This is a genomic window from Nostoc sp. FACHB-888 (assembly GCF_014696655.1).
In the GTDB taxonomy this organism is placed as follows: domain Bacteria; phylum Cyanobacteriota; class Cyanobacteriia; order Cyanobacteriales; family Nostocaceae; genus Nostoc.
Genome location: NZ_JACJQM010000059.1, coordinates 1 through 13,103 on the forward strand (window position 1 = coordinate 1; position 13,103 = coordinate 13,103).

The 13,103-nt window shown below is 41.8% G+C and carries 11 protein-coding genes; 6 read left to right on the plus strand and 5 right to left on the minus strand.

Translation table 11 applies throughout. From position 1 onward, the window contains the following. The first annotated feature begins 352 nt into the window (after window positions 1–352). The 6 genes from H6G26_RS26195 (at window position 353) to H6G26_RS26220 (ending at window position 6,681) form a co-directional block, all read left to right on the plus strand. Window positions 353–748: a hypothetical protein gene (locus H6G26_RS26195; RefSeq protein WP_190732667.1), complete on the plus strand. Its 396-nt coding sequence runs from the start codon at window positions 353–355 to the stop codon at window positions 746–748. 104 nt (window positions 749–852) lie between these two features. Further along, entirely contained in the window at window positions 853–1,611 is a 759-nt protein-coding gene (locus H6G26_RS26200; RefSeq protein ID WP_190732672.1) for an ATP-binding cassette domain-containing protein, read from the plus strand. Continuing rightward, complete coding sequence (locus tag H6G26_RS26205; RefSeq protein ID WP_190732674.1) at window positions 1,608–2,237, plus strand: ABC transporter permease; 630 nt, start codon at window positions 1,608–1,610, stop codon at window positions 2,235–2,237. Before H6G26_RS26200 ends, H6G26_RS26205 begins: the two co-directional genes overlap by 4 nt. After that, window positions 2,237–3,151 carry a glycine betaine ABC transporter substrate-binding protein gene (locus H6G26_RS26210; RefSeq protein ID WP_190732675.1) on the plus strand — a complete coding sequence of 305 codons (915 nt, stop codon included), beginning with the start codon at window positions 2,237–2,239 and terminating at the stop codon, window positions 3,149–3,151. The genes H6G26_RS26205 and H6G26_RS26210 overlap by 1 nt, the downstream gene beginning before the upstream one ends. A gap of 164 nt (window positions 3,152–3,315) precedes the next feature. Beyond that, window positions 3,316–4,680 carry an MATE family efflux transporter gene (locus tag H6G26_RS26215; RefSeq protein WP_190732677.1) on the plus strand — a complete coding sequence of 455 codons (1,365 nt, stop codon included), beginning with the start codon at window positions 3,316–3,318 and terminating at the stop codon, window positions 4,678–4,680. 327 nt (window positions 4,681–5,007) lie between these two features. Next, window positions 5,008–6,681: an ATP-binding protein gene (locus tag H6G26_RS26220; RefSeq protein ID WP_190732679.1), complete on the plus strand. Its 1,674-nt coding sequence runs from the start codon at window positions 5,008–5,010 to the stop codon at window positions 6,679–6,681. A gap of 95 nt (window positions 6,682–6,776) precedes the next feature. Here the strand turns inward: H6G26_RS26220 and H6G26_RS26225 are convergent, their stop codons facing one another. The 5 genes from H6G26_RS26225 to H6G26_RS26245 all read right to left on the minus strand — a co-directional run bounded on the left by H6G26_RS26225 (window position 6,777) and on the right by H6G26_RS26245 (window position 13,060). Next, window positions 6,777–7,655, minus strand: a complete 879-nt coding sequence (locus H6G26_RS26225) for a hypothetical protein (RefSeq protein ID WP_190732681.1) — start codon at window positions 7,653–7,655, stop codon at window positions 6,777–6,779. Window positions 7,656–8,375: 720 nt separating this feature from the next. Then, window positions 8,376–8,789 (minus strand): heavy metal-responsive transcriptional regulator, encoded by a 414-nt coding sequence (locus H6G26_RS26230; RefSeq protein ID WP_190732683.1) that lies wholly within the window; start codon window positions 8,787–8,789, stop codon window positions 8,376–8,378. A gap of 96 nt (window positions 8,790–8,885) precedes the next feature. Then, window positions 8,886–9,458 carry a cupredoxin domain-containing protein gene (locus H6G26_RS26235; RefSeq protein WP_190732685.1) on the minus strand — a complete coding sequence of 191 codons (573 nt, stop codon included), beginning with the start codon at window positions 9,456–9,458 and terminating at the stop codon, window positions 8,886–8,888. A 129-nt stretch (window positions 9,459–9,587) separates the two neighbouring features. Continuing rightward, window positions 9,588–11,849, minus strand: coding sequence for a heavy metal translocating P-type ATPase (locus tag H6G26_RS26240; RefSeq protein ID WP_190732686.1), 2,262 nt, complete (start codon window positions 11,847–11,849; stop codon window positions 9,588–9,590). A 101-nt stretch (window positions 11,850–11,950) separates the two neighbouring features. Continuing rightward, window positions 11,951–13,060: an S-(hydroxymethyl)glutathione dehydrogenase/class III alcohol dehydrogenase gene (locus H6G26_RS26245; protein WP_190732719.1), complete on the minus strand. Its 1,110-nt coding sequence runs from the start codon at window positions 13,058–13,060 to the stop codon at window positions 11,951–11,953. Window positions 13,061–13,103: the final 43 nt, after the last annotated feature.

Sequence of the window (13,103 nt, forward strand, 5' to 3'; positions counted from 1 at the left end):
TCACTCGTGACGGGAGCGGTCTCACTCGTGACGGGAGCGGTCTCACTCGTGACGGGAGCGGTCTCACTCGTGACGGGAGCGGTCTCACTCGTGACGGGAGCAGTCTAACTCGTGACGGGAGCGGTCTCACTCGTGACGGGAGCAGTCTAACTCGTGACGGGAGCGGTCTGCCTTAAAACTTTTATGAAACTTAGACAATTATTTCTACAAAAATCAGCATCTAGTGATTAAATACCGAAAAATTACTAGTATCGGCTGAAAATTTTATTAAAAAAAATGCGAGTTTTGCTGAACCGGAATGGGGTTTAACTGAGGCAAGCTAGCTCTATAAACATCTTAAAGGAATAAATTTATGTCTCGTCAAAAACGTACATCCCGCGTTTTAGAAAAAGCTCAGTTAAGATCCTCTGGACTCAAATCGATTGTTCCAAACATCAAATTTGATGAAGATTATAATCTAGAAAAACTGATTGAGTTAACTGATCAGTTACGTAACAAACTTGATGTTTATAATACCGCTTTGTCTCTGGTTGACTCTTCTAAAACTGAAATTGAAGAGATGGAAAAAAATTTGAGTCAGCTTTCTGAAAAAATGCTGATGGTGGTTGCTATCAAATACGGTAAAGACAGCCGCGAATATGAGATGGCAGGTGGTGTTCGCAATAGCGATCGCATCCGTAAAATCAGATCGAGCCGCTTGAAAAATGTTGCAGAACAAGCATCAGATGAAAATGCTAAAACTGCATAGAAAGACTTAAAACAAAAGCCTTGAGCAACTTGTCTGGCAAATTGGGCGTTAGCACGCTAGCAAAATCAGCACTACAATAGCTAGCGTCCATCAAAAGCCAACTAATGCCGCAAAATAACCAAACTGCTGTCGAATTCCGCGATGTCACCTTTAGCCGCAATCATCGCCCTTTGGTGTCAAATCTCAATTTCACCATCCGCCAAGGAGAAGCACTGATATTACTTGGGCGCAGTGGTAGCGGCAAAACCACAACAATGAAGTTAATTAATCGCCTATTCACACCGACACAAGGTGAAGTTTTATTTGATGGCATTCCCACAACTCAATGGGATGAAATTAAACTGCGACGAAAAATTGGTTACGTCATTCAAGAAATTGGTTTATTTCCCCATTTCACTGTAGAACGTAATGTGGGTTTAGTCCCAGCTTTAGAAGGTTGGCAATCTAAACAAATAAAAACGCGGGTTTATGAATTGCTGCAATTAGTGGGTTTAGAACCAGCACAATTCGCAGGGCGTTACCCGCACGAACTTTCGGGAGGACAAAAGCAAAGAATAGGTGTAGCCAGGGCTTTAGCAGCAGATCCGCCTGTGCTGTTGATGGATGAACCCTTTGGCGCACTCGATCCGATTACGCGCTTAGAACTGCAACAAGAGTTTCGGCGTTTGCAGCAAGAGTTAGGTAAGACAGTTGTGTTTGTTACCCACGATATTCAAGAAGCCTTTGTTTTAGCATCAAGAATTGGTTTAATGTATGGGGGAGAGTTGGTAGTATTGGAGGCGAAGGATGAATTTATGCGATCGCAACATCCAGAAAGCCTCGCTTTTCTCCAATGTCTGCGTTCCCTACAAGATACTTTATGAAAGATTTCTTCCTCGTTAAGTATGCTCCAGAAATTCTTCAGCATACTCTAGAACACTTATTTTTGGTAGGAATTGCAATTGGAATTGCCATACTTGTAGGTATTCCATTAGGTATTTTAATTACACGCAAAACCTATCTCCGCCAATCAATTCTCGGTATAGCAAATATTTTTCAAACTATTCCTAGTTTGGCGCTATTTGGCTTACTCATTCCTGTTCCGATAATTGGCGGAATTGGCGCAGTCCCAGCAATTGTTGCTCTAACTGTATATTCCTTGCTGCCGATAATTCGTAACACTTACACAGGGATTACTGGCGTAGATCCAGCGATTCGAGAAGCTGGGAGAGGGATGGGAATGACAGATAGACAATTGTTATTGCAAGTTGAGATTCCCTTGGCATTGGGAGTAATTTTGGCAGGGGTAAGAGTAGCAGCAGTGATTGCCATAGGTATTGCAACTATTGCAGCAGCAATTGGTGCTGGTGGTTTGGGAGTATTTATTTTTCGTGGGATATCAGTAGTGAACAATCAGTTAATTTTAGCTGGTGCAGTTCCGGCAGCGGGAATTGCATTATTAACTGACTTCGCAATTGGCTGGATGGAGAATAAATTAAAAGTTAAGTAATGAAAAAATTTTTGGCACTTTGCTTTTTAAATTTTGCTGTATTATTTTTAATCGCTGGCTGTACGCCGAATTTAAATAGTAGTAGCAATGATGCTAATATTATCGTTGCTTCTAAAGGTTTTACCGAACAAGATGTTTTAGCTGAACTTTTAGCACAGCAAATCGAGGCAACAACTAATTTAAAAGTATCTCGTCGTACTCTAGGTGGTTCTTTTGTTTGCCATAATGCTATTACTGCTGGTCAAATCGATGCTTATATTGAGTATACAGGCACAGCTTTGACTGCAATTTTAAAGGAAAAACCAATTAATGGCTCCAAAGAAGTTTATGAAAAAATAAAACAAACATACGCCCGGCAATTCAATTTGGAAGTGATGCCAAACTTGGGTTTTGAAAACACTTTTGCAATGATTATCCGAGGTGAAGATGCCAAGCGCAACAATATTCAAACTCTCTCCCAAGCTAGTCAATATACACCGCAGTGGCGTGCGGGTTTCGGTTACGAATTTGTAGAACGGGAAGATGGTTTTCCAGGATTAGCTAAAACTTACAATTTACGTTTTGCTAAACCACCCCAAATTATGGATTTGGGTTTGATATATCGTGCTTTGATTCAAAAACAGGTGGATGTGGTGGCGGGTAATTCCACTGATGGGCAGATTGCTCGCTTGGGTTTAGTTGTCTTAAAAGATGATAAACAGTATTTTCCACCTTACGAAACTGTGCCAATCGTCCGTCAAGAAACATTGAAAAAATATCCCGAATTAAGAAAAGCGATCGCTTCACTTGCTGGAAAGATTTCAGCAGATGAAATGCAACAATTAAACTATTTAGTTGAAGGAGAATTACGTGATATTAAAGATGTTGTCCGGGAGTTTCTGAAATTGAAAGGATTAGGTTCATCTCAAGGATAGACAAGATGGGTAATAGTCTATACCATTTTCCAACTACTAGATATAGCAGTGCAACCTTATACTAAGGGCACGGCACTGCCGTGCCCCTACGGATGTACCTCGCGTAAACGAGAAACGCCATAGACCCCTTTGCTTTTCACATCGGATTATAAAGATAAAGATATATGTTTTCTGAAGTTAAAAAATGTCTTGTGTTGGCTGTACCTTTAGCAGCAGCACAACTGGCTCAATCTGCAACTGCTTTTGTAGATACGGTCATGATGGGCTGGTTGGGAAGCCAAACAATTGCATCTGGAGGTTTGGGAGCTGTTATCTTTAGTTTTTGTCTGCTGATTGCTAATGGTATTGTTTCTGCTGTCAGCCCCTTAGCTGCCCAAGCATACGGAGCGGGAAATACAGAAAAAGTTGGCACAATTGTCCGGCTTGGATTAGGCATATCTCTGATACTAGGAATGCCAATTACATTGCTGCTTTACAATGCAGGTGCTTTACTACTGCTACTAGGGCAGGATGCTAATACAGTAGCATTAGCAGAGATTTATTTAAGAGCGATCGCACTGGGTTTTATTCCTGGTTTGGGCTTTGGGGTACTTAAAAGCTTTCTTTCGGCTCTTTTGCGGCCGCAGTTAATTATGGTGACTGTAGTTTTGGGTACTCTGCTCAACATCACAGGTAACTATGTGCTGATGTTTGGCAAGTTGGGATTTCCTGCGCTGGGTTTAGCTGGTATCGGTTGGGCAAGCACGCTCTCACTTTGGGCAATGTTTGTTGCTTTGACAGTTTATGTCTGTAATCAGCGTGAATTTGCAGTCTACGGTATTTTTCGACCTTTGTCTAACGAAGCTTTTTCTTTAGAGTATCGCCGGATCATTGGCGAGATTTTTCACGTTGGATTACCCATCGGCGGACTGATTGCAGTAGAGGCTGGACTGTTCACCGTTGTTACTTTTTTAATCGGACAGTTGGGAACAAATGCCCTTGCTGCTCATCAAATAGCTTCACAAACAATTTCTATATCATTCCAGATTGCGCTGGGTATTTCTCTAGCAACAACAGTACGGGTTGGGCAGTTAGCCGGACAGGATGACCTAATCGCTACTCGTCGGGCTGGATATGTAGGCATTGCCATTGCAGGTTTGTCTATGGGTGTAGCAGGCATTGTATTTTGGTTAGTGCCAAAGTCGATTATTTCCCTTTACATTGACACCAGCAATCAGAATAATGCAGATGTGGTTGCCCTGGCGGTGAAATTGCTGGGAGTGGCGGCGATTTTTCAAATAGTTGATGGTGTGCAAGTGACTGCGGCCGGAGCATTACGCGGACTAAAAGACACTCGAATTCCGATGTTAATTGGTATTTTTGCTTATTGGTGTGTTGGTTTATTAACTGGTTATGGTTTCGGGATCTGGTCAGGATATGGAGCCATTGGTCTTTGGTGGGGATTGGCTATTGGTTTAGCGATCGCTGCAATAATCCTTACTTGGCGGTTTAGTACTAAAAAAACTAAATCATTTATAGAAATAAATTAACCGCAGAGAGAAGATTTGGAGATTTTTATCAAAGTCGTTGTAGATCCTCCTTAAAAAGGAGGACTTTGAGAAGTATTTGCCCCCCTAAAAAAGGGGGGTTGGGGGGATCAAAAGCCTGCGGGGCAACTCTATAAGAAAATTCAGAATATTTATTTGGAAGTACCTAAGCTGGATTAAAAGTATTTATACCCATAAACATAGAAGCAAAAAATGCAAGACGTACTCTTAACATCAAAGTTAAGATTACGATTAAGAGTAGGTGTCTGCTAAAACCTACCCGCTTTACCTGAGTTTTTATACAGACATCCCTTTTTTTCGGAGTTTTTTATGAAAAATATATTACAAGCCTCCATCTGTGAAGCCCAGAATTCACATCAGAGCTATAGTATTCCGTCTTACAATAGGCTGCTTTTGGTCGTGAAGGATTTGGCTTGTGTAAGGACTATTGAGGAAATTATTGAGATTGTGCGTTTAGCTGCTCGCGATCTAACTAATGCTGATGGAGTAACTTTTGTACTGCGGGATGGTGAATGTTGCCACTATGTCGATGAAAACGCCATCGGGCCACTTTGGAAAGGTATGCGTTTTCCGATCAAGTCTTGCATCTCCGGTTGGGCAATGCTCAATAAACAAGCAGCCGTGATTGAGGACATTTATCAGGATGCGCGAATTCCTCTTGACGCTTATAAAGTAACTTTTGTCAAGAGTTTAGTGATGGTTCCCATACGGATTTCTGATCCACTCGGTGCGATCGGAGCCTACTGGAGTACACCACACCGAGCCACGCCCGAAGAGATAGAATTGCTTGAGACTTTGACTGACACTACAGCAGTGGCGATCGCAAATGTTCAACTTTTTCAGAAACTTACGAACCAAAACGCGCTTAAAGACAAATTCATTGCCATGCTAGCTCACGAGCTGAGGAATCCTGTTGCTCCCATCTCAAATGGGGTTCAGCTTCTCAAGTTGAAGCTAGGCGAGACTGGTGTAGTCGGAGAAACAGTTTTAAAAATGCAGCACCAGATTAAGCACCTCTCGAAATTGATTGATGAGTTACTTGATGTATCTTCCATTACCTATGGGAAGATTTCATTAAACCTTGAGAAGGTTAATCTGGTGGAATTGGTTCGCCAGAGTCTCAATGACCATGCACAAGCAATAAAGAAATCGAACCTTAACGTAGTACAAGACCTGCCAAACACGCCTCTGTGGGCTTATGTTGACCCGACACGATTCTTCCAAGTTTTTGGAAACCTTCTTGATAACGCCTTAAAGTTTTCCAAGCCAGATGGAATGATCTGGGTGGATCTCTCATTTATTCCAGGTGAAAATGGCTCAGGCAGTGTAGCAGCTTTATCTGTAAGAGACTCAGGCATAGGGATAGACCCGACAATCTTACCAGAACTATTCGAGCCGTTTACCCAGGCTGATCGCAGTTTAGACCGTTCGAGGGGCGGGTTAGGTTTGGGACTCTCGGTAGTAAAAAGTCTTGTCGAACTTCATGGTGGTAATGTTGAAGCCTCAAGTAGAGGGATCAATTTGGGAGCAGAATTCAAAGTCACTCTCCCTGCATCCGAAGAGATTACAGCTTGGCATAATGACCCAGAGATTATAGAAACGGCTAAAAAATCGTTGAAGATTTTAGTTATTGAAGATAACGAGGATTCAGCCATAACATTAAAAGCAGTGCTTGAGCATTTTGGGCATGAAGTTTCTATTGCTAACGATGGAATTTCAGGGGTAGAAACTGCGAGAGAGTTTGAGCCTCATGTGATTATTTGTGACATTGGACTTCCCGAAATGGATGGATTCGCCGTTGCACAGGAACTGAGTAAAGACTCCAAATTTACTCGCTCAATTCTAATTGCGCTTACTGGCTACGGTGGGCAAGAGGATAGGGAGCTTGCGCTTCAGTCTGGTTTTAAATGCCACTTAACCAAGCCTGTAGATTTTGAAGTGCTTACAGCAGAAATTGATCGATACTTTCTCGTGAGTGCGTAAGCATAGCTCATCGTAGACTCGCTTTTATCGTATTAAATCATCTTTTGCAGGCTCACCCGGATAAAAGCGATCGCTCAGAATTTACTCAAGTTAAATTAAACAACATTGATCAAAAAATCAGCAGTGATGATTTTGCCATTTCGATTGAACTGACCCCAAACTTTATATTTTCCTGATTGAGGAAAGCTAGTCATAAAATGAACCTGTCCAGCCGGGGTATTTTTTAATGCATGAGCATGGATATAATCTTCTGCTGTTAAAGAGGTTGACTTTCGCAGGATAACTAAATGTCCTTTTTCTCCCAAGTAAGGCTGTAAGTCTGTAAGCGATTGATTGTTAGAAGCTTCTTGTAATTTAAAGATTAAAGTGACTTCTTGACCTGCTTTAACAGTGGATTCAGAGAGAGCGAGATTGACTTTAGTATCATTAAAAATTTTAGTTCTGTCTAGGTTAATTTCTGGAGCAGCAATACTATTTCCAGGAACTTGCATTTTCAATACTGAAACTTGTTCTGTTTTACCAACAGGTTTATAATCACTAAAAAATGTGTAACCACCAGCTTGGGGAAAACTAGTTTTAACTTCAAACTGCCCATTATCTTTATATGTAGGATGAAGATGACTAAAAAATTTAAGATCATCACTGACAACAATTAAGTGCATGAGCTTTTCTTGGAAAGTGTCAAAATTTGGGATCGCCTTCCTATTTAAATCTTGAACCTCAATCAATATCGAAATATTTTTATTCTGGGTAATGTTGCTGGGAAGTTTGAGTCTTGCCTGAGTCAATGCTTTCTTCTCACCATGAATCGTGCCACTTGTTGAATGTTCTCTATGATGACTCTCAATGGTTGAACGCTCTTCATGCTGATGTGTACTAACAGATATTGCTTTCTTTTCATTAGGTAAGAATGAGCAACTTTGAGCTAGTACCAAAGTAGTAGCTAGAGCAATTATATTTAAAAATCGATTCATTGATTTAACTCCATTTTTTTAATAGATTAAGTTATTCAAAAGGCTCAAATTTATGAGCTTGGATTCTAGGAAGGAGAGTGACGGAGCGACATGATTGGATGTTATACCAATTCTGTATGAAGATGCGCTAAATCATATTTAAGTGCAAGAAGCAAGAAATAAAAACGAACCGCATCGACGCGGAGCGGCTTCCCGCAGGGTAGGACGCAAAGGACACGAAGAAAGAAGTTAAAAAGGTTTGGCGCAGCCTCACAAAGAAATGGTATTAGCAATAAAATTTGAACTCTGTTCAATTGTGCTTACTGGTAGTGAGGTTGAATCAAAATAATTTCTGATTGATAAATTTCTATCAATAGTTAGTCTTTAGGTAACTGTTGATATACTCTTAACAAACCTTAGATAGATAATACTCAACCTAGAATTAGCTTATATTCTCCATTTAGCGGGAGAGTCAAGAGGGGAAATCAAAAAAATCAGCTTATAAATAAACGCAGAAAAAATTCTGTTTACCAACTTTTGATGAACAGAACCTTTCAAAATGGAGACACACAGAATCAACTATCTGTTTATAGCAAATACCAATGTGATGAGAATATTAAAAACAGCCAAAACTAACTTATAGCCACCATGAAAATTTCAAGTTTTGACTTTTGCTAAAAATTTTTATTTTTATTTTATTCAACTTGACTGTTTTTAAGCTAAGGATGTGTGTATCTCTCACTAATTATGTTCAATAATTGGACAAATAGTTGAATAAGAATCATCAGGCTTAATTTCCCAACCAGAGAGCAACCCCGATAACTCTTGCCTCAAAATCAGTAATTGCTGAATTTGTTCATCAATAGCTTTTACCTTATCTTCTAGTTTAATTTTGATATGCTCACAAGGTAATTCCCCTTCATCATGAACATTTAAAAAATCTTTAATCTCTGATAAGCTTAATCCTAAGCTTTGAGCGCGTTTAATAAAGTGTAGTCGCTCCAAAATATCAGAGTTAAATAATCTAAATCCACCTTCCGTTCTTCCTGATGATTTGAGCAGGCCAAGTTCTTCATAGTAGCGAATAGTTTTAATGGGTACGCCGCTTTCTTTGGCAACTACACCAATTTGTTTTGCTTCTGCTTGGGCTAACATACTTACCAAACCCTCAGTGAGATATGATTACTGATCTTATACTAAACTCTCCATTTAACTGGAGAGTCAAGCATGAAAAGGATCATTCCATCAAGCTCATGAGACACTGATTTGAGTAGAAGCTTTTTCTTCACTACTGTCTGCGGCTTGGACTGCGATCGCACCACGAAACATATTCATACCGCAAGTGAAAGTATATTCACCTGTTGTTTCAGGGGTAAATTCCACAGTGGTGGCTTGATTAAGCGGTAAATCTGCGGCAATGTGAAAGTCTGGAATCAAAACTTGTTCTAAACAACTGCTGGGATCTTTGCGTTCAAATTTCAGTCGTACTGGTTTCCCGGCTTGCACTACAATTCGACTTGGCTCATATCCCCCATCAACGGTGACGGTTGCTTCCTGAATATTTCCACTTGTTGCAACTGCTTTCTGGGACTTGGGTTTACTCAGCAAGAACCACCAAATTTCTAAGCCAGTTAATCCCAATCCGCCGAGGGTGACGGCTACTTTGTTCCCTAATGGCTGCTCAATGCGTTGAAATTGATTGGTTTGGACTGTTGCAGATGAGTGCGCCTCATGGGAGTTTTGTGCAACTGCTTCACCAGATGCAATTCCGAATACAACTCCTAAACTGGCTATACTACCGATAAGTGCTGTTTTGTTCAACATTGAAAAACCTCCTACGTGAATCTGAGTAAGTTACCAGCTACACTAAAGTTCCTGAAATCGCTCCCAGCAGAAATCCAAATCCTGCTAAAGTTCCGAAAAATATCACTTGATTGAACATTGTTATTTCCTCTACCCAAGTGTTTTAGGTTGGAAGTTACGTAAACGCAACGCATTGGTAACTACAGAAACCGAACTAAATGCCATTGCTGCACCGGCGATGATCGGGTTCAGTAACCAACCAAAGATGGGAAAGAGAATCCCGGCGGCGATGGGAATACCAGCAACGTTGTAAATGAAAGCGAAGAATAGGTTTTGGCGAATATTGCGAATTGTGGCGCGGCTGAGTTGAATTGCTGTAACTATGCCTTGCAAATCGCCAGAGATCAAGGTGATGTCACTAGCGGCGATCGCCACATCTGTACCAGTACCAATTGCTATACCGACATCGGCTTGAGCTAAGGCTGGTGCATCATTGATCCCATCACCAACCATTGCGACGATTTTGCCTTCTGCTTGTAGTGCTTGCACTGTAGCAGCTTTTTGATCGGGGCGGACTTCTGCCAAAACCCTCTTGATACCAACTTCACGGGCGATACTTTCTGCGGTGCGACGGTTATCACCTGTGAGCATCACAACTTCTAAACCGAGTTTTTGCAATACTTTTACCGCTTGGGTGGAAGTGGGTTTAATAGCATCAGCAATCCCCATCAATCCTTTGATTTCGCCATCAACTACTAACCAAACTGCGGTTTTACCCAGGTATTCTAAGCGTTCTTTGTCTTGTTGCAAGGCTTGGGTGTTAATATTCAACTCCTCCATCCATCGTTGTGTACCAATTTGTACGAAACGGTTAGCAACGCTACCTTGTACACCACTACCTGCAACGGCTTCAAAATCTCTGACATCTGCTAAGGTTACTTCCTGAGATTGGGCGTATCGAACAACTGCTTCTGCCAATGGGTGTTCAGAATTGCGTTCTAAGGATGCTGCTAGTTGTATCAGCTTAATTTCGTTGCCGTTAAGTGTACCGTTAACTGTGAGAAAATCTGTAACTGTCGGTTTACCTTGGGTAATTGTGCCGGTTTTATCCAAAACAATTGTTTGAATCTGATGTGCTAGTTCTAAGCTTTCGGCTCCTTTAATTAAAATGCCGTTTTCTGCACCTTTACCTGTTCCTACCATCACAGAGGTTGGTGTGGCTAAACCCAACGCACAAGGACAAGCGACAATTAACACCCCGACTGTGGTAATCAACGCTAGGGTGACATTGCCCATGATGTTGTACCAAATAATAAAGGTAAAGATAGCGATCGCAATTACCGCCGGCACAAACCACCCTGTAACTTGGTCTGCTAGTCTTTGAATGGGAGCTTTTGAGCCTTGAGCCTGTTGCACTAGTTGGACAATCTGCGCCAGTACAGTGTCTTTACCAACTCTTGTCGCCCGAAACTTAAAACTTCCAGTTTTGTTGATGGTTGCTCCGATAACTTCATCCCCTGGTTGCTTTTTCACTGCTACACTTTCGCCAGTCACCATTGCTTCATCAACTGTGGATGTCCCATCAACTACTTCGCCATCAACCGGAATTTTCTCCCCAGGACGAACCAACACTACATCGCTAATTTGTACTTGTTCAATGGGTACATCTACTTCTCGCCCGTTGCGAATTAACCGTGCTGTTTTCGCCTGCAAACCAATCAGCTTGCGGATAGCTTCTGAAGTTTGCCCTTTGGCGCGATTTTCAAACAGCCGCCCTAATAGAACCAAGGTAATTACAATCGCCGCAGTTTCATAATACACATCTGGCATTAATCCCTGAGCAATGAAAAAGCCAGGAAATAAAGTGGCAAATAGTGAATAGAAATATGCTGCGCTTGTACCCAAAGCTATTAAAGTATCCATTGTCGCAGCATGGCGTTTGAAAGCTTTCCAAGTATTAACGTAAAAAGAGTAACCGCACCAGAACTGTACAGGAGTAGTAAGGACTAATTGCAGCCAAGGGTTATGCAGCCACATTGGAATCAAAGGTAGGTGTAACCCTGTCATCATTGGTAGTGAGCCAATCACCAGCACAGTGCCAATGATGCCCCCTACCGTCACCTTTCGCACCAAATCACGGGATTCTTTCTGGCGATATCTTTTTTCTTCATCATCTTCCCCAGCCATCAAGTTTTGTTCTTGGAGGGGATGGGCAGAATAACCTGCTGCATCTACCGCATCTTGGATGGCTTGTAAATCTGTTGTTCTGGGGTCATAATCAACTGTTGCCTGTTCTGCCCCAAAATTCACACTACATTCATTCACACCTGGGACAGAACTGATAGCATCTTCAATACTTCTGGCACAGGAAGCGCAACTCATACCTCGCAGCTTAAGTGTGGCATTCTCCATTTTAAGCCTCCAATTATCAAGTCGTGTTCAAGACTGATTTCATCTTGAATCCTCCAGTAAACTGGAGTGTCAAGAGGGTAGAGGAAAAAAATTGGAATTAGCTAAAAAGTCACCACACTACGAATTGATTCGCCTTTGTGCATCAATTCAAAAGCATCATTAATTTGCTCAATGGGCATTACATGGGTAATCAAATCATCAATGTTTATCTTACCTTCCATATACCAATCAACAATTTTTGGCACATCTGTACGCCCTCTAGCACCACCAAATGCCGAACCTTTCCAAACGCGTCCAGTTACTAGTTGAAAAGGACGAGTACTGATTTCCTGTCCAGCACCAGCAACACCAATAATTACACTAACGCCCCAACCTTTGTGGCAGCATTCTAATGCTTGACGCATAATTTTGACATTACCGATACATTCAAAACTGTAATCAGCACCGCCTTTTGTTAAATCAACTAGATAAGGAACTAAATCACCCTCTATTTCTTGGGGATTGACAAAGTGCGTCATACCAAACTTTTCCGCCAAAGTGCGTTTGCTGGGATTAATATCCACCCCGACAATCATATTGGCTCCTACCATCCGGGCCGCTTGGATAACATTTAAGCCAATACCACCCAAGCCGAAAACCACAACATTTGCTCCCGGTTCCACCTTGGCAGTATTGATGACTGCACCAACACCAGTAGTCACACCACAGCCAATGTAACAAACCTTATCAAATGGAGCGTCTTGCCGAATTTTTGCCAGAGCGATTTCTGGCAGCACCGTATAGTTGGCAAAAGTGGATGTACCCATATAATGATGAATCATCTGTCCATCAATGCTAAAGCGACTAGTGCCATCGGGCATGACACCGCGTCCCTGAGTTAAGCGAATGGCTTGACAAAGATTAGTTTTGAAGCTCAAACAATATTCGCACTGACGACATTCGGGAGTATATAAAGGAATTACATGATCTCCTGGTTTGAGACTGGTGACACCAGCGCCTACCTCCACTACCACACCAGCGCCTTCATGTCCCAAAATTGCCGGAAACAAACCTTCGGGATCGTCACCAGATAGGGTAAAGGCATCGGTATGGCAAACGCCACTGGCTTTCACCTCAACTAACACTTCGCCAGCTTTTGGCCCCGATAGTTGAACGGTTTCAATCGTCAACGGCTTACCTGCGCTGTAAGCTACTGCTGCTTTAACTTGCAACATCAGCCCTCCTATATAGTTATTTGACTTTTCCCCAGTGCTG

What these genes read in the sequence shown, in the direction of transcription:
- H6G26_RS26195 (WP_190732667.1), top strand. Translation starts at nt 353, where the DNA reads ATGTCTCGTCAAAAACGTACATCCCGCGTTTTAGAAAAAGCTCAGTTA.
- H6G26_RS26200 (WP_190732672.1), top strand. Translation starts at nt 853, where the DNA reads ATGCCGCAAAATAACCAAACTGCTGTCGAATTCCGCGATGTCACCTTT.
- H6G26_RS26205 (WP_190732674.1), top strand. Translation starts at nt 1,608, where the DNA reads ATGAAAGATTTCTTCCTCGTTAAGTATGCTCCAGAAATTCTTCAGCAT.
- H6G26_RS26210 (WP_190732675.1), top strand. Translation starts at nt 2,237, where the DNA reads ATGAAAAAATTTTTGGCACTTTGCTTTTTAAATTTTGCTGTATTATTT.
- H6G26_RS26215 (WP_190732677.1), top strand. Translation starts at nt 3,316, where the DNA reads ATGTTTTCTGAAGTTAAAAAATGTCTTGTGTTGGCTGTACCTTTAGCA.
- H6G26_RS26220 (WP_190732679.1), top strand. Translation starts at nt 5,008, where the DNA reads ATGAAAAATATATTACAAGCCTCCATCTGTGAAGCCCAGAATTCACAT.
- H6G26_RS26225 (WP_190732681.1), bottom strand. Translation starts at nt 7,655, where the DNA reads ATGAATCGATTTTTAAATATAATTGCTCTAGCTACTACTTTGGTACTA.
- H6G26_RS26230 (WP_190732683.1), bottom strand. Translation starts at nt 8,789, where the DNA reads ATGTTAGCCCAAGCAGAAGCAAAACAAATTGGTGTAGTTGCCAAAGAA.
- H6G26_RS26235 (WP_190732685.1), bottom strand. Translation starts at nt 9,458, where the DNA reads ATGTTGAACAAAACAGCACTTATCGGTAGTATAGCCAGTTTAGGAGTT.
- H6G26_RS26240 (WP_190732686.1), bottom strand. Translation starts at nt 11,849, where the DNA reads ATGGAGAATGCCACACTTAAGCTGCGAGGTATGAGTTGCGCTTCCTGT.